This is a genomic window from uncultured Phycicoccus sp. (assembly GCF_947495705.1).
Lineage (GTDB): Bacteria > Actinomycetota > Actinomycetes > Actinomycetales > Dermatophilaceae > Phycicoccus.
Window position 1 is genome coordinate 21169 of record NZ_CANLZR010000009.1, and the last position, 18566, is coordinate 39734.

19 protein-coding genes are annotated in these 18566 nt (G+C 74.6%); 3 read left to right on the forward strand and 16 right to left on the reverse strand.

Annotated elements, in window-relative coordinates; all coding sequences use genetic code 11:
- Positions 1-8: 8 nt before the first annotated feature.
- Genes Q0963_RS12725 through Q0963_RS12790 form a run of 14 tightly spaced genes read right to left on the reverse strand, consistent with a single transcriptional unit; the run spans position 9 to position 11779 of the window.
- Positions 9-1475 carry a proton-conducting transporter membrane subunit gene (locus Q0963_RS12725; RefSeq protein WP_299446397.1) on the reverse strand — a complete coding sequence of 489 codons (1467 nt, stop codon included), beginning with the start codon at positions 1473-1475 and terminating at the stop codon, positions 9-11.
- A complete protein-coding gene (locus Q0963_RS12730; RefSeq protein WP_299446399.1) occupies positions 1472-2947 on the reverse strand; it encodes a NuoM family protein in 1476 nt (491 codons plus the stop codon). Before Q0963_RS12730 ends, Q0963_RS12725 begins: the two co-directional genes overlap by 4 nt.
- Entirely contained in the window at positions 2944-4824 is a 1881-nt protein-coding gene (locus tag Q0963_RS12735) for an NADH-quinone oxidoreductase subunit L (protein ID WP_299446402.1), read from the reverse strand. Before Q0963_RS12735 ends, Q0963_RS12730 begins: the two co-directional genes overlap by 4 nt.
- The gene (gene nuoK / locus Q0963_RS12740) at positions 4821-5135 is read right to left on the reverse strand and encodes an NADH-quinone oxidoreductase subunit NuoK (RefSeq protein ID WP_299446405.1); all 315 of its coding nucleotides are present in this window, start codon (positions 5133-5135) and stop codon (positions 4821-4823) included. The genes Q0963_RS12735 and nuoK overlap by 4 nt, the downstream gene beginning before the upstream one ends.
- A complete protein-coding gene (locus Q0963_RS12745; protein ID WP_299446408.1) occupies positions 5132-5644 on the reverse strand; it encodes an NADH-quinone oxidoreductase subunit J in 513 nt (170 codons plus the stop codon). The genes nuoK and Q0963_RS12745 overlap by 4 nt, the downstream gene beginning before the upstream one ends.
- On the reverse strand, positions 5641-6264 hold the full coding sequence (locus tag Q0963_RS12750) for an NADH-quinone oxidoreductase subunit I (RefSeq protein WP_299446411.1): 624 nt from the start codon (positions 6262-6264) through the stop codon (positions 5641-5643). The genes Q0963_RS12745 and Q0963_RS12750 overlap by 4 nt, the downstream gene beginning before the upstream one ends.
- Positions 6261-7217: a complex I subunit 1 family protein gene (locus Q0963_RS12755; RefSeq protein ID WP_299446414.1), complete on the reverse strand. Its 957-nt coding sequence runs from the start codon at positions 7215-7217 to the stop codon at positions 6261-6263. The genes Q0963_RS12750 and Q0963_RS12755 overlap by 4 nt, the downstream gene beginning before the upstream one ends.
- Complete coding sequence (locus Q0963_RS12760) at positions 7214-7735, reverse strand: NADH-quinone oxidoreductase subunit C (RefSeq protein ID WP_299446416.1); 522 nt, start codon at positions 7733-7735, stop codon at positions 7214-7216. The genes Q0963_RS12755 and Q0963_RS12760 overlap by 4 nt, the downstream gene beginning before the upstream one ends.
- Before the next feature lie 47 nt (positions 7736-7782).
- The gene (locus tag Q0963_RS12765) at positions 7783-8190 is read right to left on the reverse strand and encodes a DUF2568 domain-containing protein (protein WP_299446418.1); all 408 of its coding nucleotides are present in this window, start codon (positions 8188-8190) and stop codon (positions 7783-7785) included.
- A complete protein-coding gene (locus Q0963_RS12770) occupies positions 8187-8768 on the reverse strand; it encodes an NADH-quinone oxidoreductase subunit B (protein ID WP_299446421.1) in 582 nt (193 codons plus the stop codon). The genes Q0963_RS12765 and Q0963_RS12770 overlap by 4 nt, the downstream gene beginning before the upstream one ends.
- The gene (gene ndhC, locus Q0963_RS12775) at positions 8765-9130 is read right to left on the reverse strand and encodes an NADH-quinone oxidoreductase subunit A (RefSeq protein ID WP_299446423.1); all 366 of its coding nucleotides are present in this window, start codon (positions 9128-9130) and stop codon (positions 8765-8767) included. Before ndhC ends, Q0963_RS12770 begins: the two co-directional genes overlap by 4 nt.
- A 33-nt stretch (positions 9131-9163) precedes the next feature.
- Positions 9164-9703, reverse strand: a complete 540-nt coding sequence (locus tag Q0963_RS12780; protein ID WP_299446426.1) for an LppA family lipoprotein — start codon at positions 9701-9703, stop codon at positions 9164-9166.
- Positions 9704-9743: 40 nt separating this feature from the next.
- Positions 9744-11471, reverse strand: coding sequence for an alpha/beta hydrolase (locus tag Q0963_RS12785; RefSeq protein WP_299446429.1), 1728 nt, complete (start codon positions 11469-11471; stop codon positions 9744-9746).
- Complete coding sequence (locus tag Q0963_RS12790; protein WP_299446432.1) at positions 11468-11779, reverse strand: hypothetical protein; 312 nt, start codon at positions 11777-11779, stop codon at positions 11468-11470. Before Q0963_RS12790 ends, Q0963_RS12785 begins: the two co-directional genes overlap by 4 nt.
- 193 nt (positions 11780-11972) lie before the next feature.
- Between Q0963_RS12790 and Q0963_RS12795 the strand changes: the two genes are divergently transcribed.
- The 3 genes from Q0963_RS12795 to rarD are packed head-to-tail and all read left to right on the forward strand — an operon-like array spanning position 11973 to position 15876.
- Positions 11973-13838: a 2-oxoacid:acceptor oxidoreductase subunit alpha gene (locus Q0963_RS12795; RefSeq protein WP_299446434.1), complete on the forward strand. Its 1866-nt coding sequence runs from the start codon at positions 11973-11975 to the stop codon at positions 13836-13838.
- 17 nt (positions 13839-13855) lie between these two features.
- Positions 13856-14932: a 2-oxoacid:ferredoxin oxidoreductase subunit beta gene (locus Q0963_RS12800; RefSeq protein WP_299446755.1), complete on the forward strand. Its 1077-nt coding sequence runs from the start codon at positions 13856-13858 to the stop codon at positions 14930-14932.
- Positions 14929-15876: an EamA family transporter RarD gene (gene rarD / locus Q0963_RS12805; RefSeq protein WP_299446436.1), complete on the forward strand. Its 948-nt coding sequence runs from the start codon at positions 14929-14931 to the stop codon at positions 15874-15876. The genes Q0963_RS12800 and rarD overlap by 4 nt, the downstream gene beginning before the upstream one ends.
- A 112-nt stretch (positions 15877-15988) precedes the next feature.
- On the opposite strand, the gene Q0963_RS12810 is transcribed toward rarD, so the two are convergent.
- A complete protein-coding gene (locus Q0963_RS12810) occupies positions 15989-16969 on the reverse strand; it encodes a polyprenyl synthetase family protein (protein ID WP_299446758.1) in 981 nt (326 codons plus the stop codon).
- A gap of 47 nt (positions 16970-17016) precedes the next feature.
- The gene (nuoN, locus tag Q0963_RS12815; RefSeq protein ID WP_299446439.1) at positions 17017-18564 is read right to left on the reverse strand and encodes an NADH-quinone oxidoreductase subunit NuoN; all 1548 of its coding nucleotides are present in this window, start codon (positions 18562-18564) and stop codon (positions 17017-17019) included.
- Positions 18565-18566 lie beyond the last annotated feature (2 nt).

Here is an 18566-nt window from a genome sequence, read left to right on the forward strand (position 1 = left end):
GGTCGTCCTCAGGACAGCAGGTCGAGCAGGAGCGTCGGTAGGGCGCTCGCCAGGACCAGACCGGCGCTGCCCACCACGAGGACGACCCGCGTGGCGCGCTGCGAGACCACCGGACCGGCCGGGGAGGCTGCCGGCCGGTCGCCGGACCCGCTGAGCAGCACCGTGAACCAGCGCAGGTAGACCGCGATGCCGACGACGACCGCCACGACCCCCGCGGCGACGACGGGCCACACCCCCGCGTTCACCGGCGGGGCCAGGGCGAGCACCTTGACGACGAGGCCCACGACCCCGGGCGGCAGCCCTGCCAGGACGAGCAGCGCCAGCCCCAGCGCGCCCCCGGCGAGCGGGTCGCGGCGGAGCAGGCCGCGGTGGTCCTCGAGGGTGCGCGCGCCGGTGCGGGCGACCGCGGCGAAGGCGACGGTCGTCGCAGCCGCGTAGACGAGCGCGTAGGCGGCGGCGGCCCGCAGCGCCGGGGCGTCCAGGGCGGTCAGCGGCACGACGATCCAGCCGGCCTGGGCGATCGTCGACCACGCGAGCAGCCGGACCGGGTCGGTCTGCCGCAGCGCCACGACAGTGCCGAGGCCCAGCGAGGCGACCGCGGGCACCCCGAGCAGGACGACGAGGGCGGGAGCGTCGAGCCCGGCCCCGACGATCGCCGCGACCGGGACGAGCAGGGCCGCGACCGCGGCGAGCTTGGACGCCGCGGCGAGGAACACCGCCGTCCCGAGGTCGGTGGTCGCGTACGCCTGCGGGGTCCACGCGTGGAACGGCACGAGCGAGAGCTTGAACCCCAGGCCCGCGACGAGCAGCGTCACGGCGAGGACCAGCACGGCCCGCCGCTGCGGGTCCGCCCAGGCGAGGGCCACCGTGTCGGCCGAGAACGTCGCGTCGCCGGTGGCCGTGAGCCACAGCGCGGCGCCGAGGACGAGCAGGGCGAAGGAGACGAGGGAGGTGACGAGCAGGGTCAGCGCGCCGTGGGCCGCGGCCCTGCTGCCTCGCAGTGCGACGAGCGCGACGGCGGGGACGGTCGCCAGCTCCAGCGCCACGAGCCACGAGCCGAGGTCGGACGCGGCGGCGACGGCCACCCCTCCGGTCGTCGCCGCGAGGAGCAACGTCGCCGAGACGGCCCTGTCGCGAGGCCGGGGCCGACCGTCGTGGAGGAGCGCGAGAGCGGCCGCGGCGGCGAGCAGGATGCCGGCCTGGAGCGTCGAGGTGCGCGGCCCGGCGGTCCACAGACAGGCCCCGTCCGGTGCGGGAAGGCACAGCGTGCGCAGGGTTTGGGCACCGGCACCCACTGCGGCCGCGGCCGCGGCCAGCGCCCCCAGGAGCAGGACGACGGCGGCAACCGGCAGCGCCCACCGGCCACCGCCGCGGCGCGGCAGGGCGGCGTCGCCGACGAGGACGACGACGACCCCCGCGGCCGGGGCCAGGGCCGGGGCGAGGACCGGCCAGTCGATGGTCACGAGGTCGCTCACGGGCCACCCCCGATCCTGGCGACGGCGTCGGCCGTGGTCCCGAGCAGCACCATCGGGGCGACGCCGAGGCCGACGACCGCCACGGCGAGGACTCCGAGGACCACGCGCTCGACGCCCGAGGTGTCCGGGGTCGTCGCCACCTCGGGGTCGGGGCGGTCCCCGGCCCAGACGATCCCGGCCACCCGGAGGGCGTAGGCCGCCGCGAGGGCGGCGCCGACTGCGGCCGCGACCGCGCACGCGACGAACAGGGCCCGCGACCGCTCGGGCGCGGGGTCCCACGCCGCGTAGACGGCGAGGAACTCCCCCCAGAACCCGGCGAGCCCGGGCAGCCCGAGGCTCGCGGCGAGGCCGAGCAGGAGGACGAAGCCGAGCCGGGGCGAGGTCTCGCGCAGCGCGGGTCGCGGAACGGTGAGGTCGACGCTCCCCCACCGCTGCTTCAGCCCGCCGACGACGACGAAGAGCAGCGCCGAGACGGCTCCGTGGGCGACGTTGGCGTACAGCGCGGCCTGCAGCCCGGTCTCGGACCCGCTGGCGAGGGCGAGGACGACGAACCCCATGTGGGCCACCGACGAGTACGCGATGAGCCGCTTGAGGTCCCGCTCGACGAGACACACCAGAGCGCCCCAGACGATGCCGACCGTGCCGGCGACCGCGAGCACGGGAGCGAGCCGAGTGAACCCGTCCGGCACGGTCGCGACGGGCAGCCGGACGAGGCCGTAGGTCCCCATCTTGAGCAGCACCGCGGCGAGCAGCACCGACCCGGCGGTCGGCGCCGTCGTGTGGGCCGGCGGGAGCCAGGTGTGGAACGGGAAGACCGGCACCTTGACGGCGAGCCCCAGCACGAGCAGCGCCGCGACGGCCAGCTGGGTCCCGCCGCCCAGCGCCCCGCCCGCGCCGTCCGCGAGCGCGCGCAGGTCCGAGGTGCCGGCCCGGGCGAGGAGCAGGAGGATGCCGAGCAGCATCGTCGTGGAACCGACGGCGGTGTACAGGACGAAGCGATGCGCGGCGTCGGCGCGGGCCCGCGGGTCGTGGTCGTCCCCGTACCGGCCGACGAGCAGCCACATCGGGACGAGGACCACCTCGAAGGCGACGAAGAACAGCACCGCGTCCCGGGCCGCGAACGTCGCGAGCGCGCCGGCCTCGACGAGGAGCAGGCAGCCGAGGAAGGTCGCCGGCGACCCGCCGGTGGGCATCTCGGCCCATGCGTGGGCCGCCACGAGGAGCCCGATGGTGGCGGTGAGCAGGACGAGGGGCACCGAGATGCCGTCGAGGCCGAAGGACCACCGCATCCCCAGCTCGGGCAGCCATGGCCGGTCCACCGAGGATCCCAGGGCGACGACGACGACCGCCAGCACCAGCGTCGCCGCGGCGGTGGCGGCGGCCACCCAGCGGGCCGGGCGGACGGGCAGGCCGCGCCCGCCGGTGACGAGCCACAGCCCGACCGCCCCCGGCAGCGCGAGGAGCAGGCTCATGACCATGCGAGCACCCCCAGCGCGCCGAGGAGGACGACCCCGGTGAGGACGAGGCCGACGGCGGCGCTCGGACGCTCCGCCCGGTGCAGGCGGGCCCCGGCCCAGCCCGCGGCGCGGGTGGCGACCGCGCTCCCTCGGACGTAGGCGTCGACCACCTCGGTGTCGACGAACGCGACGAGCCGGGCGAGCCGCAGGACCGGGGTCGCGACGACGCGCCGGTACAGGAGGTCGACGCCGAGCCCGGCGTCGGCGACCGGGACGAACCGGCGGGCGAGCACCTGGGCCGGGTCGCGGTCGAACCCTCCGCGCAGCGCCACGGCGACACCGACGCCGATGACGAGCACGGACAGGAGCATCCACAGGGCGGACACCTGGTGGACGGCGAAGCTGCCGGTGAGCACGACGAGGCTGCCGAAGACGGTGAGCAGGACGAGCACCCAGAGCACGCCGTGCACGACCGCCGGGACCCCCGTCGCGGTGGGCTGCTGCCGCACGTGTGCCGTGAGCACGAGGTAGCCGCGGGTGCTGTACGCGGCGGTCACGGCGGCGGTGAGGACGAGGGCGACGAGGACGAGCACGCCGGGCCCGTCGGCCTGCACCGCTCCGTCCCAGGCCGTCACGAGGACGTGCTCCTTGGACAGGCCGCCGACGACGACGAGCGGCACCCCGGCCAGCGAGAGGAACCCGACGAGGAAGCCGGTGCGCAGCACCGGTGCGGCCGCGGCGGATCCGCGCAGCGCCATGGCCGCCGTGCCGCCCGCGGCGAGCGCCGCCCACCCGATCGCGAGGAAGAGCAGCGACTTGAAGAGCGCGTGCGACCACAGGTGGAGCAGGCCGGCGTCGGCGCCGTCCGCGGGTGGGGCCGCGGCGACGGCCGAGAGCATGACGGCGACCTGGCTGACCGTGGACCAGGCGAGCATCCGCTTGAGGTCGGTCTGCGCGAACGCCAGCAGCGCCGCGAGCAGCATCGTCACCGCGACGGCCACCCCGAGGAACCACCGCGCCGCCGGGCTGTCGGCGAACACCGGGAACAGCGCGGCGAGCACGACCGTGCCCGCCGCCACCATCGTCGCCGCGTGGATCAGCGCGCTGGCCGGGGTCGGGCCCTCCATCGCGTCGGCGAGCCAGTCCTGGAACGGGACCTGCGCGGACTTGCCGAGGATCCCGACGACGACGAGCACGAGGAGGGTGGCCCGCAGCGCCCCGTCGGGGGCCCCGCACGCGGTCAGCGCCTCACCGGCGAGGGCGCCGTCGGCGAGGGCGGCGTCGATGCACGCGGTCGGCCGGCGCCAGGGCGCCAGCACCGCCGACAGGGACGTCGAGCCGGCGCCGGCGGCGAGGCCGATGATGCCCAGCACGAACCCGATGTCCGCGACGCGGGTGACGAGGAAGGCCTTGAGCGCGGCCCGCCGCGCGGCGGCGCGGCGGGACCAGTGCCCGATGAGGAGGTAGGAGCACCAGCCCATGACCTCCCAGCCGACGACGGTGAGGAGGAGGTCTGCCGAGACGACGACGAGGAGCATCGCGCCGGTGAACAGCGAGACGGTCGCGGCGAACTGGCCGTAGCGGTCGTCGGTCTCGAGGTACCACGTCGAGTACACCTGGACGGCGAGCGCCACGAGCGCGACGACGGCCGCGAGCGCCCCGCGGGTCGGGTCGAGGACGAGGTCGAGCGGGACGGCGAGCTCCCCGGCACGCAGCCCCGGTCCGGCGCTGACGGCGGACCCGTCGGCCAGTGCCCAGGCGAGGACCGCGACGAGCAGCGTGGCGGCTCCCAGGCCCACGGCGACCGCCCGGGCGAGCAGGTCGTTGCGCCGCAGGGCCACCCCGAGGACCGCCGCGGCGACCGGCAGGCCGACGAGGAGCCAGGGCGTCACGACACGTCCTCGCGGGCGCTGGGGGCGTCGAGGTCGATGGTGCCGCGGAGCCGGAAGACGAGGAGGACGACGGCGAGGGCGACGACCACCTCGGCGGCGGCGATGGTGATGACGAAGAGCGGCAGCACGCTGCCGGCCGCCCACCGGTCGGCTCCGGCGGCCTGCGTGGCGACGAGGAGGACGAGCGACCCGCTGAGCACGAGCTCGATCCCGACGAGGAGGAGCACCGCGTTGCGGCGGGCCGCGATCCCGGCCACGCCCAGCCCGACGAGCGCGGACGCCAGGAGGTACGGCCCGAGGAGGTGGATCACGACGCGGTCCCGCCGGGGTCGGGGCGACGGGCCACGGTGAGCGCCCCGACGAGGGCGGCGAGGAGCAGCAGCGACAGCAGCTCGAAGGGCCAGACCCAGGTGCCGAACAGCTGCTCGGCGACCTGGTCGGTCGAGATCTCCGCCCTGCTCACCGACCCGTCGGCGAGCGGGACGAGGACGCTCGCGAGCAGCCCCGCGGTGGCGAGGCCGAGCAGCCCGGCGCCGACCGCGCGCCACGGGCCCACCGCGTGCGCGAGGTCGGGCCCGATCGGCGCACGGGTGAGCATGAGCGCGAACAGCACGAGGACGACGACCGCGCCGACGTACACGAGGACCAGGACGAGCGCGACGAGCTCGGCACCGAGCACGAGCAGCGACCCCGCGACCCCGAGGAGCGCGACGACGAGCCAGAGCGCGGCATGGACGACGTGGCGGGTCGTGACCGCGAGCAGCCCCCCGACGACCGCGAGCACCCCGGACGCGGCGAAGGCGGTGTCGAGGGCGGTCATGTGCCCTCCTCGCCCCGCACGACCCGGGGCCGGACGGTGCGCGGCGGCCGCGCGGCGGCCCCCGCGGCCCGGGCGCCGGCGCCTCGGGCGGGCCTGTTCACCGCGGCCACCTCGCCGGGCTCGGCCGCCTTCTCGTCCAGGGCCGGCGGCGGCGGCACGCTCGCCATCCACCCGCCGAGCCGGTCCTTCTCGTGGAGCAGGTCGCGGATGTCGGTCTCGGCGTACTCGAACTGGGGGCTCCAGAACAGGGCGTCGAAGGGGCACACCTCGATGCAGATGCCGCAGTACATGCACAGCGAGAAGTCGATGGCGAAGCGGTCGAGGACGTTGCGCTGCCGGTCGCGGCCACCCTCGGTGGTGGCCGGCACCGTCTCCTTGTGCGAGTCGATGTAGATGCACCAGTCGGGGCACTCGCGGGCGCAGAGCATGCACGAGGTGCAGTTCTCCTCGAGCAGCGCGATGACGCCACGGCTGCGCGGCGGCAGGGTCGGGGCGACGTCGGGGTACTCGGCGGTGTGGCTGGGCCGCAGCGCGGTCCGCGCGGTCGTGGCCAGGCCCTTGAGCACGCCGGGCACACCGCCGCGGCCGCGGGGGTCGTCGGGCGCCTCGTTCTCGCTCACCAGCCCATCACCACCCCGGCACCGGTGAGCACGAGCTGGAGCAGCGCGAGCGGCACGAGCCACAGCCACGCGAGCCGCTGCAGCTGGTCCTCGCGCAGCCTCGGCCACGCGACCCGCACCCAGATGACGACGAGGGCGACCCCGAAGCCCTTGACGGCGGTCCACAGCCAGCCGAGGGCGTCCTCGAACGGGCCGTGCCAGCCGCCGAGCCACAGGACGGCGAACAGCAGCGACATGACGACGATGCCCGCGTACTCGGCGAGGAGGAAGAAGGCGAAGCGCAGGCCGGTGTACTCGGTCCAGGCGCCCATGACGAGCTCGGCGTCGGCGATCGGCATGTCGAACGGGGGCCGCTGGAGCTCGGCGACGGCGGCGACGAGGAAGACCAGCCCGCCGGGCAGCTGCCAGAGCAGCCACCACGGCGACCAGGCGTCGGCCAGCCCGAGGAGCGAGAGCGACCCTCCGGCGAGCGCGACGGACGCGACGGCCAGGACGATCGGCAGCTCGTAGGACACGAGCTGGGCGGCCGCCCGGAGGCCGCCGATGAGCGAGTACTTGTTCGCGCTGGACCAGCCCGCCATCAGGGTGCCGAGGGCGCCGACCGAGGTGGCCGCGAGGACGAGCACGACCGACCCGGGCACGTCGACGGCCGCCAGGCCCGGGTGTACCGGGACGAGCGCGAGGGCGACGAGGTAGGGCACGAGCGCGACCGCGGGGGCGAGCCGGAAGACCCACCGGTCTGCGGCACGAGGGGTGATGTCCTCCTTCTGGAGGAACTTCACCCCGTCGGCGACGAGCTGGGCCCAGCCGTGGAAGCCCCCCGCGTACATCGGCCCGAGACGCCCCTGCATGTGCGCCATCACCTTGTGCTCGGCCTGGCCCACGAGCAGGGGCAGGACGAGGAAGGCGGCGAGCGCGGCGACGGCTCGCAGCGACGCCTCGAGGAGGGTCATCGGGGCCCCCACTCCGGAGGCGGCACCCCGGCCGCCTGGACCCGGCGCCGGCTGGGCGAACGGGCCGACTCGTGCCCCTCGCCCGGCTCCTTGCCCCCGGGCCAGGGCTTGGTGGCCCGGGCGGCGAGCTGGAAGGACTTGCGCAGCGGCGTCCCCTCGAACCCGTCGGGCAGGAGCAGGGGGCGCACGCCGAGACCGGTGCCGTCGTCGAACCCGGCGAACTCGACCCCGAACATCTCGTGCGTCTCGCGCTCGTGCCAGGCGGCCCCGGCGAACACGTCGGTGACCGAGGCCACCGGCTCCCCGTCGGCCACCCGTGTGGTGAGGAGCAGCCCGCGCAGCGCCCCCGGGGTGGCGATGTCGTAGAGGTGGCAGACGAGGTCGACACCCGGCGCGGCGGCGTCGTCCGCGCGGTCGACGGCGCTCAGCCAGTCGAAGAACGCGAAGCCCTCGTCACGGCCCGCGGCGACGGCATCGTGCCAGCCACCGGCCTGGACCGTCCGCGTCTCGTCCGCCACGCCCGGCAGCCTAGCGAGACGCTGCCGAGGATGCGGGTGGGCGAGGGTCAGGAGGCGGCATCGTCGGCGGGCGCGGGCCGGTGCAGCACGGTCTGGGCGGCGACGACGGCGAGCCCGGCGACCCCGACGACCCACGCCCACACGGTGTCGGTGCGGAGCAGCGCGAAGGCCACGGCGTAGACGAGCACGACGGCGGCGAGCGTGCGGGGGCCCTGGGCGAGCCGGAGCCGGGCCTTGGGGGCCATGAACAGCCCCCAGAGCAGCAGCGCGAGGAGGGTGGCCGTGACCGCGGCCCCCCAGCCCCGGGCGCCACCGCCCGCGACGTCGTGGGCCACGACCCCGACCCCGCCGAACAGCGCGATCTCGGTGAGGAACGCGACGAGCGCGAGCAGCGCCAGCGCCGGCGTCGACAGCGCCGCCGAGCTGTGCGCCGGGTCGCGGGGGCGCCGGCTCACGGCTTCGCCACGAGGCCGCGGCTGACGTCGGTGGCCGTCGCGGCCCGGTGCCCCGCGAACCGGCCGGCCCGCCGCGCGGCGATCGCGGCGCCCGAGACCCGCTCGGCGGCGATCTTCTCCTGGAGGGTGATGATCCCCTGGAGCAGCGCCTCGGGCCGCGGCGGGCAGCCCGGCACGTAGACGTCGACGGGGATGACCTGGTCGACGCCCTTGGTGACGGAGTAGCTGTCCCAGTAGGGGCCGCCGGAGTTGCTGCACGCGCCGAAGGAGATGACGTACTTCGGCTCGGGCATCTGGTCGTACAGGCGCCGGATGGCCGGTGCCATCTTGTCGGTGACCGTGCCCGAGACGACCATGAGGTCGGCCTGGCGCGGGCCCGGCGCGAACGGGATCACCCCGAGCCGGATGAAGTCGTGCCGGCCCATCGAGGTGGCGATGAACTCGATCGCGCAGCACGCGAGGCCGAAGTTGAACACCCAGAGCGAGTAGCGGCGGCCCCAGTTGAGGACCACCCGGATCGGCTTGGGCGCGTGCTCGGCGAGCGGGCCCACCCGCGGCGTCGGCAGGTCGACGGTCATCCGAGGTCCCACCGGAGCAGCCCGCGGCGGGCGGCGTGCACGAGGCCGAGCAGGACGATGCCGACGAACACGAGCACCTCGACGAGCGAGGCCACCCCGAGGTCGGCGTCGCGCAGCACCAGGGCCCACGGGAAGAGGTAGACGGCGTCGACGGCGAAGACGACGTAGAGGAACGCGAAGGACAGGTAGCGGACCTGCGACTGGGCCCACCCGGCCCCGACCGGGTCGACGCCCGACTCGTAGGTGGCCAGGCCGGTGGCGGTCGCCGCGCGCGGCGCGACGAGCCGGCGCGCGAGCATGGCCGCCGTGACGAGCAGCACCCCGGCCAGCACGACGGCCGCGACGGCGAGGTAGCCCTCCATGACCGTGAGCCTAGCCGCGGGCGACCCCGCGGGTCAGCCGCCGTCCTCGACGAGGAAGCAGGCGCCGTACAGCGTGAGGATCGTGTTGACGTTCGTCCCGAGCACGACCCGCGCCCCGGTCGCGGGGTCCCCGACCGAGATCTCGTGGGAGCCGGGCTCGTCCTGCAGCACCGTGACCTCGCCGAACCCCCGGTCGCGCAGCACGTCGGTGACCGACGCGACGACCTCCGGCCAGCGCTCGTCCGGGATGGCGCCGACGGCGTCCCCGGAGGTGTAGATGCCGGTCTTCGCGCCCTCGACCCGGTCGAAGGGCGCCCCGCAGACGCCCCGGTCACTGCGGCTCGCGGTGTCGTCCCGCCACTGCAGGCCCGGGCTGGCGGCGTCGACCGTCGCCCGGACGTCGCCGAGGAGGGCGAGATAGTCCCGCTCGGCCGCCTCGAAGCTCGGCCGCGTGCTCAGCTGGTCCCGCGCGTCCACCGTGTCTCCTGTCGTCGTACATCCCCCGAGGGCCAGCGCCGCCAGCGCCAGCGCGACCGTGCGGCGCCACCCGGCGCCCGCTCGTCTGCCACCCATGGGCGCAGCGTACGACCTCGCCGCGGCGCCGGGCGGCCGGTCACCCACCGAGCCACGACGGCCACCAGCTCCAGGCCCGGGGGTCGTCGGTCAGGCCGACGGTGTTGCCCTCGACGGCGTTCTCGGGGTGCCCGGCGACGACGGTCGCCATGTTGTACTGGCTCGTCGACTCCGCCTCCAGGTAGCTCGAGTGCCCCGACACCCCGGCGTAGTCCCGCCCGTCGACGGAGGCGTCCCCGGTCTGCAGGTGGCCGATCCCGTCGAGGGCCGAGGGGTCCCGGCCGAACCGGCCGAGGTCGCCGACCCCGTCCCATTTCGCCTCGGCGTACCAGGCGCGTTCGCTCGGGAGCCGCAGGTCGTCGACGTCGCTCGTGCCGAGGCCGGGCGACCCGAAGAACACCGCCCGGTCCACCCCGGTCCCCTCGTGCTGGAGGCCGTACCCCGTCGTCGTGGACCCGTAGGAGTGCCCGAGCGCGGTGAGGTCGGGGTCGGTCTCCCGGGAGGCGTTCAGGCCCCGGTAGAAGTCGGCGAGCGCCGCGCCCCCGTCGCGGGCCGACCCGGCGAGCGCGACGGAGTCCCCGGAGAACGTCGAGCTCCACTGGGGCGCCTGGTAGTCGAGCCAGACGACTGTGGCGACGGACCCGGTGTCACCGGTGCGGAAGAGCTCGTCCTCGGCGGCGGCGCGCAGCCGCGCCATGTCGGCGACGTACCCGCCCATCCCCTCGACGGTGCTCGTGAGGCCGGGGGTGAAGACCGCGACGTGGTCGGCGCTCGAGACGTCGCCGACCGCCACGACGGCCTGGGGCCGCTGGCCGGCGGTGAGGTCCAGGACGAGGAGGTGCCGGTCGTCGTCCTCGAGGATCGTCGAGAGGGCGTCGACCGCCGCCAGCTGCTGCTGGACGGTGCCGAGCTCTGCGGTGAGCGCGAGGTAGCGCCCGTCGTACGGCCCGCCCGGGGTGGCGGCCAGCGCGTCGAGGATCTCGTCCAGCCGGTCGCGCAGGCCGTCCCCGGCCTCCTCGAGCCGCGTGCGGTTCGCCACGTCGCGCACGTCCATCGGGATCCCGTCGAGGCCGCCCACCCAGTCCGGGTGTTCCTCGAGGATCCGCTCGCGGTCGGCGGGCGAGAGCGAGGCCCACCACCCGGCGTTGTCGGCGGGCCTGCCACCGGTCGGGGGCGGCAGCAGGGACAGGTGCCCGGCCGCGTCCCCGGTCCGTGCCGCGTCCGCGAGGGAGTCGTCGGACCCGTCGGCGACGCGGTGGTCGCGCACCGCGGTGAGCACGGCGACGAGGTCGGCGTCGACGTCGGCGGCCGTGCGCAGCGCCTGCTCCACCCTTGCCACACACTCGTCGACGAGGACCTGACGCCCCTCCCGGGCGACCTCCTCGTCGTGCGGGTCGGCGAAGCACATGCCGAGCCCGGCCTCGTCGGTGACCCGCCCGTCCCCGGCGATGACAAGACCGTGCATCGCGGCGAACTCGCGGGCCGCGTCGACCGCGTGCTCGACCCCGGCCACCGCGTCGCCGGCCTCGATGACCGCTCGCCGGGCCGCGCTGACCTCGGCGATGACGACCTCGAGGTCGTCGGTGACCCGGCGCAGGCGCCGCCCCGCCGTCACGGAGGCCGGGCCGGCCCACCGGGCGGGCCCCGCCATCGTGCGCAGCTCGTCGGCGCACCCGAGGAGCTCGGTGCGCGAGGCCGTCAGGGCGTCCTCGGCGGCGCGCAGCGGCGCGCCCGACCAGCGCGCGACCTGCCCCCAGGTGACGCTCATCGGGGACGGTGCGGGCCGCCCGGCCCCCCGGTGAACGCCTGGCGGGCGGCGGCGTCGTCGGCCTCGTACCGGTCGGCAGCGGTGTCGAGCCCACGGGCGTAGCGCCGCGCGGACCGGACCCACTCCTGGACGGCGTCCTCCCAGGAGTCGGCGACCGCCTCGACGAGCGGCACCGCGTCGGCCCCGGGCATCCCGGCCCGGGCCCCGCGCAGGGCCTCGGGCGCATCGGTGCCCCGCACGACCGCCGCCGCCTCCCGCGCCGCGTCCGCGGAGTCCCGCAGGTCCTGCACCTGCACCTCGAAGCCCACGTCGCCTCCCCCGTCGCCTGGCCCCACACTCTGGTCCACGCGCGCCGGGAGGGCAACGGGGAGCACTCCCCGGGGCAGGACGTTTCCGCGGGACGCGAGTGAGGCGACCCTCACTCGGGTCGTACGATGGGTGGTGGTGCGCCCACCAACGGGCGGGCCGTCCATCCCGCTCCCGAGCGCACAGGGAAAGCCCGTGACCAGCAGGACCGTCCAGACCCTCGATCGCGTCGTCATCCGCTTCGCCGGCGACTCCGGTGACGGGATGCAGCTGACGGGCGACCGGTTCACCTCCGAGACGGCCGCGATGGGCAACGACCTGTCGACCCTGCCCAACTTCCCGGCCGAGATCCGGGCCCCCCAGGGCACCCTCCCCGGCGTCTCGAGCTTCCAGCTCCACTTCGCCGACCACGACGTCCTCACCCCCGGTGACGCGCCCGACGTCCTCGTCGCGATGAACCCCGCCGCCCTCAAGGCGAACCTGCCCGACCTGCCGCGGGGCGCGACCCTCATCGCGAACACCGACGAGTTCAGCGCCCGCAACCTCGCGAAGGTCGGCTACCCGGCCAACCCGCTCGAGGACGGCAGCCTGGAGTCCTGGCACGTCCACCCCGTGGCCCTCACCTCGATCACGGTCGAGGCGCTCGCCGAGTTCGGCGGCCTCACCCGCAAGGAGAAGGAGCGGGCGAAGAACATGTTCGCCCTCGGCCTCCTGTCGTGGATGTACACCCGGCCGACGACCGGCACCGAGGCGTTCCTCGAGAAGAAGTTCGGCGGGCAGCCCGAGATCCTCGCCGCCAACCTCGCCGCCCTGCGGGCCGGGTGGAACTACGGCGAGACGACCGAGGACTTCGCCTCGACGTTCGTCGTGAACCCGGCTCCGATGCCGCCGGGTACGTACCGCAACGTGACCGGTAACACCGCCCTCGCCCTCGGGCTCGTCGCCGCCTCGCACCGCACCGGGCGCCCCCTGGTCCTCGGGTCGTACCCGATCACCCCCGCCTCCGACATCCTCCACGCCCTGTCCGGGATGAAGCGGCACGGCGTCACCACCATCCAGGCCGAGGACGAGATCGCCGGGATCGGGATCGCCCTCGGCGCCGCCTACGGCGGGTCCATCGGGGTGACGACCACGTCGGGGCCGGGCATCGCGCTGAAGTCCGAGACGATCGGGCTCGCCGTCTCGCTCGAGCTGCCGCTCGTCGTCGTCGACATCCAGCGCGGCGGCCCGTCCACCGGGCTGCCCACCAAGACCGAGCAGGCCGATCTGCTCCAGGTCATGTTCGGCCGCAACGGCGAGTCGCCGGTGCCGGTGCTCGCCGCCCAGACGCCGGCCGACTGTTTCGACATGGCGCTCGAGGCGGTGCGGGTCGCCACCGCCTACCGCACCCCGGTGGTCCTGCTGTCCGACGGGTACCTCGCGAACGGCTCCGAGCCGTGGGCGGTCCCCGAGACCGCCGACCTGCCCGCCATGGCGGTCGACCTCGCGGCCGAGCCGAACGCCACCGACGACGCCGGCGAGCCGGTCTTCCGCCCCTACCTGCGCGACCCCGCCACCCTCGCCCGCCCGTGGGCCGTCCCGGGCACCCCGGGCCTGGAGCACCGGATCGGCGGCATCGAGAAGGCCGACGTCACCGGCGACATCAGCTACGACCCCGACAACCACGACCGGATGGTCCGCCTGCGGCAGGCCAAGGTCGACGGCGTCGTCGTCCCCGACCTCGAGGTCGACGACCCGACCGGCGAGGCGAAGGTCCTGGTCCTCGGCTGGGGCTCCACGTACGGGCCGATCGCCGCCGCGGCCCGGGTCGTGCGCAACGCCGGCCACGCCGTGGCCCGGGCCCACCTGCGCCACCTCAACCCCTTCCCGGCGAACCTCGGTGCGGTCCTGGCCCGGTACGACCGGGTCGTCGTCCCCGAGATGAACACCGGCCAGCTCGCGATGCTCCTGCGCGCCCGGTACCTCGTCGACGTCCGCTCGTACACGTCGGTGCGCGGTCTGCCGTTCACGACCGTCGAGCTCGCCGACGCCGTCTCGACCACCCTCGAGGAGGTCTCGTGACCACCGCCGACCTCGGCATGCCAGTGAGCGGGCTCCAGAACGTGCCCCCGCTGCCCGACGACGCCCCGCGCCAGGCCAAGCGCGACTTCACCTCGGACCAGGAGGTGCGGTGGTGCCCCGGCTGCGGCGACTACGTCATCCTCGCCGCGGTCCAGTCCTTCCTCCCCGAGCTGGGGCTGCGCCGCGAGAACATCGTCTTCGTCTCCGGGATCGGCTGCTCGTCGCGCTTCCCGTACTACCTCGACACCTACGGGATGCACTCGATCCACGGCCGGGCGCCGGCCATCGCGACGGGGCTCGCGACGTCGCGCCCGGACCTGTCGGTGTGGGTCGTCACCGGTGACGGCGACGCGCTCTCGATCGGCGGCAACCACCTCATCCACGCCCTCCGCCGCAACGTCAACATGACGATCCTGCTGTTCAACAACCAGATCTACGGCCTCACCAAGGGCCAGTACTCCCCCACGTCGCGGCCCGGCACGGTGACGAAGTCGAGCCCGCTCGGGTCGGTCGACAGCCCGTTCAACCCGGTGTCGCTCGCCCTCGGGGCCGAGGCCACGTTCGTCGCGCGCGCGATGGAGTCCGACCGCGCGGAGCTCAAGGAGATCCTCAAGGCGGCGGCCGAGCACCGCGGTACGGCCCTGGTCGAGATCTACCAGAACTGCCCGATCTTCAACGACGGCGCGTTCGAGGTGCTCAAGGACCGCTCGCAGCAGGAGGCCCGGATCGTCCGGCTGCGCTCCGGCGAGGCGATCACGGTCGGAGCCGAGGACGACCGCAAGGTGCTCGTGCGCCAGGGCTCCGGGGTCATGAAGTTCATCGCCGAGGAGCAGGCCGAGACCGGCGAGAAGGGCGCGGTCGTCGTGCACGACCCCACCCTCGACGACCCCTCGCAGGCCTTCCAGCTCTCGCGGCTCGACACCCCGGACATGACGCACGTCCCGATGGGGATCTTCCGCCAGGTGGCGCGGCCGACGTACGACGACCTCGTCCGCTCGCAGGTCGACGGCGCCGTCACCGCCGCGGGCGGACCCGCCACCGACGAGGACCTCACCGCCCTGCTGCGCGGACGCGACACCTGGACCGTGGGGTGAACCCCGGCGCCGACGACGACGTCCGGCGCGGTACGGGGTACGGCTTTCTCGCCTACGGCATCTGGGGCCTGTTCCCGCTGTACTTCGCCTCGCTCGAGCCCTCGGGACCGTTCGAGATCCTCGCGCACCGCATCCTGTGGACGCTCGCCGTCTGTGCGCTCATCCTGCTGGTCCGCCGGGACCTCGGCTGGATCCGGGGCGTCCTCGGCCGGCCGCGGCTCCTCGCCGGCATCACCGTGGCAGGTCTGCTCATCGCCGCCAACTGGACCATCTACGTTCTCGCCGTCCTCACCGGCCGGACGTACGAGGCGGCCCTCGGCTACTTCCTCAACCCCATCGTCACGGTGGCCCTCGGAGTGCTCGTCCTGCGCGAGCGGCTACGGCCGCTGCAGTGGGTGGCCGTCGGCATCGGCGCGGTCGCGTCGGTGTGGCTGGCCGTCGCCGGAGGCGTCATCCCGTGGATCCCGCTGACCCTCGCGTTCTCCTTCGGGCTCTACGGGCTGACGAAGAAGAAGCTCGGGGCGAGCCTGACCGCGATGCGCTCGCTGGCGGCCGAGACGACGGTGCTCTCCCCGGTCGCCCTCGTCGTGCTGCTCGTGCTCTCGGCGCAGGGCGCGACGACGTTCACCACCGACGGGCCGGGGCACACCGCGCTGCTCGTGCTCGCCGGCGTCGTCACCGCGGGGCCGTTGCTGCTCTTCGCCGCAGCGGCGCGCCGGATCCCGCTCGTCACCGTCGGGCTCATCCAGTTCATCACCCCGGTGCTCCAGCTGCTCGTCGGCGTCACGCTGCTCGGGGAGCACGTGTCGGGCCGGTTGTGGATCGGGTTCGGCATCGTCTGGGTGGCCCTCGTCGTCCTCACGTACGACTCGCTGGCGACCGCGCACGCCTCGCGCCGGGCCCTGCGCGCGAGCCGCGTCGAGTGCCCCGAGCCCCCCGTCTGAGCGCCGCGGCCGTCATCACGTGCCAGACCGCTCCCCGATCCTGGTGATTTGCGGTACTCCTGGCGCCACCGCACCCGGAGTGGCGCATTTCGCCAGGAGTAGGGGAGGGCGGTCAGCCGACGCGCGTGACGACGCCCGTCGCGAGCGCGTGCAGGGCGTCCTTGGCCTCGCTCGGCGGCAGCGGCTCCAGGACCGCCTGGGCGCGGGAGGCGACGGCGAAGGTCTGGGCGCGGGCCCGCTCCATCGCGGGGTGCGCGCGCAGCAGGGTCAGCGCCTCCTCGAGGCGGGCGTCGTCGGTGAGGTCGCCACGCAGCAGCCCCTGGAGCCGGGCGTCCTGGGGGTCGGTCGAGGCCAGCACGTGGAGCACCGGCAGGGTGCGCTTGCCCTCGCGCAGGTCGGTGCCGGGCGTCTTGCCCGACTCGTCGGCGTCGGAGGCGATGTCGATGAGGTCGTCGGCGAGCTGGAACGCCATGCCCAGGCGCTCGCCGTACTCGCGCATCGTCTCGACCGTGGCGGGGTCGCCCCCGCCGAACATCGCTCCGTAGCGCGCGGCGGTCGCGATGAGCACGCCGGTCTTGTCCTCGAGCACGCGCAGGTAGTACTCGACCGGGTCCTGGCCGTCCGGGCAGGGCCGGTCGTCGCGGATCTGGCCGGAGCAGAGCCGTACGAAGGTCCGGGCCTGGATCTTCACGGCCTCCGGGCCGAGGTCGGCGACGATCTCGGAGGCCGTCCCGAAGAGCAGGTCGCCCACGAGGATCGCCGTCGAGTTGTCGTAGAGCGCGTTCGCGCTGGGGGCGCCGCGCCGCACCTCCGCGACGTCCATGACGTCGTCGTGGTAGAGCGAGGCGAGGTGGGTGAGCTCGACGCCGGCGGCCGCGGCCACCACGCGGTCGTCGATGCCGGTGCCCAGCTCGGCCGCGAGGAGGGTCAGGAGCGGACGAAACCGCTTGCCCCCGGCGAGGGTCAGGTGCGAGCTCGCCTCGGCGATGAACGGGTCGTCGTGGTCGACGCGCTCGGCGATGAGCGCCTCGACCGCCGCCAGTCCGGCGGCGAGCCGCTCGCGCAGCCCGTCGCTGGCACCCGGCAGGGACAGCACGGACGGCGTCCCCCGCTGCGCGGACGACACCGGCCCGGCCGCACTCACAGCAGGAACTGCGAGGCGTTGCCCGCGAGCTGGAGCACCCACGTCGGAGCCACCCCGGCGATGAGCGTGACCGCGAGACCGACCGTGATGGCGACCGTCGACGGGATCGACGGGGTGAGTGCGACGACGCCCTCGACGGGCTCGGTGAAGTACATGAGCACGATGAGCCGGACGTAGACGAAGGCGGTGACCGCCGAGGCGAGCACGCCGACGACGACCATGACGACCCCGGTGGTGCCGGACTCGACCGCCGGCGCGAAGGCGGCGAACTTGGCCGTGAAGCCCGACGTGAGCGGGATGCCGGCGAACGCGAGCAGCAGGAACGCGAACGAGCCGGCGACCACCGGGTGCCGGCGCCCCAGACCCGCCCACTGGGACAGGTGCGAGGCCTCGGACCCGTCCTGGCGGACCATCGTGACGATCGCGAAGGCGGCGATGGTCATCGCGCCGTACGCGAGGAGGTAGAACATCACGCCCCCGATGGCCGCCTGCGAGAAGGCGAGCACCCCGACGAGGATGAACCCGGCATGGGCGACGGAGGAGTAGGCGAGCAGCCGCTTGACGTCGGTCTGGGTCACCGACAGGACCGCCCCGACGACCATGGTGAGGATGGCGACGGCGACGACGCCGAGCTGCCAGTCCCAGCGGTTGGCGCCCACGCCCACGTACGTGAGCCGCAGGATCGCCCCGAACGCCGCGAGCTTCGTGCACGCCGCCATGAACCCGGTGACCGGGGTGGGGGCGCCCTGGTAGGCGTCCGGCGTCCACGAGTGGAACGGCACCGCGCCGACCTTGAAGAGCAGGCCGACGAGGACGAGGACGACCCCCGGCAGCAGCAGCGCGTCGAGGTCCCCCGTGCTCGTCGTGATCGCCCGGGACAGCTCCTTGAGGTCGGTGGACCCGGAGTAGCCGTAGAGGAGGGCGGCGCCGAAGAGGAAGAACGCGCTGGAGAACGCGCCGAGGAGGAAGTACTTCAGCGCCGCCTCCTGCGACAGCAGGCGCCGGCGCCGGGCGAGCCCGGTCATGATGTACAGCGGCAGCGAGAGGACCTCGAGCCCGACGAACATCGTGATGAGGTCGTTCGCGGAGACGAAGATCATCATGCCGACGACGGCGAAGAGCGTGAGCGGGAACACCTCGGACGTCGCGTAGCCCGCCCGGGTGGCGACGCTCTCCTGGGTGGACCCCGGGGTCGAGGCACCCATCGGCGTGAACGCGTCGGACCCGACCCCGCCGAAGCGCTCGGCCATGACGAGGACCCCGAGCACCGAGAGGGCGAGCAGGGTCCCCTGGAGGAACAGGGCGACCCCGTCGACGGCGATCGAGCCACCGAGGGTGACGGCCATGTGGTCACGGCTCCACACCGCGAGGACGGCGAGCGCGACGAGCAGGGTGGTCGTCGTCAGCCACACCTGCACGGTGTGCCGGCGCTCGCGCGGCGCGAACGCCTCGACGATCACGCCGATGAGGGCGCCCCCGACGACGATGAGCATCGGCGCGATCGCCAGGTAGTCGACCGTCACCGCCTGGAACTCGCTGGGCATGG

Coding starts and splice junctions, on each gene's coding strand:
- Q0963_RS12730 (WP_299446399.1), bottom strand. CDS start 2,947: ATGAGCCTGCTCCTCGCGCTGCCGGGGGCGGTCGGGCTGTGGCTCGTC.
- Q0963_RS12745 (WP_299446408.1), bottom strand. CDS start 5,644: ATGACCGCCCTCGACACCGCCTTCGCCGCGTCCGGGGTGCTCGCGGTC.
- Q0963_RS12755 (WP_299446414.1), bottom strand. CDS start 7,217: ATGACCCTCCTCGAGGCGTCGCTGCGAGCCGTCGCCGCGCTCGCCGCC.
- Q0963_RS12770 (WP_299446421.1), bottom strand. CDS start 8,768: ATGACCGTCGACCTGCCGACGCCGCGGGTGGGCCCGCTCGCCGAGCAC.
- ndhC (WP_299446423.1), bottom strand. CDS start 9,130: ATGGAGGGCTACCTCGCCGTCGCGGCCGTCGTGCTGGCCGGGGTGCTG.
- Q0963_RS12780 (WP_299446426.1), bottom strand. CDS start 9,703: ATGGGTGGCAGACGAGCGGGCGCCGGGTGGCGCCGCACGGTCGCGCTG.
- Q0963_RS12785 (WP_299446429.1), bottom strand. CDS start 11,471: ATGAGCGTCACCTGGGGGCAGGTCGCGCGCTGGTCGGGCGCGCCGCTG.
- Q0963_RS12800 (WP_299446755.1), top strand. CDS start 13,856: ATGCCAGTGAGCGGGCTCCAGAACGTGCCCCCGCTGCCCGACGACGCC.
- nuoN (WP_299446439.1), bottom strand. CDS start 18,564: ATGCCCAGCGAGTTCCAGGCGGTGACGGTCGACTACCTGGCGATCGCG.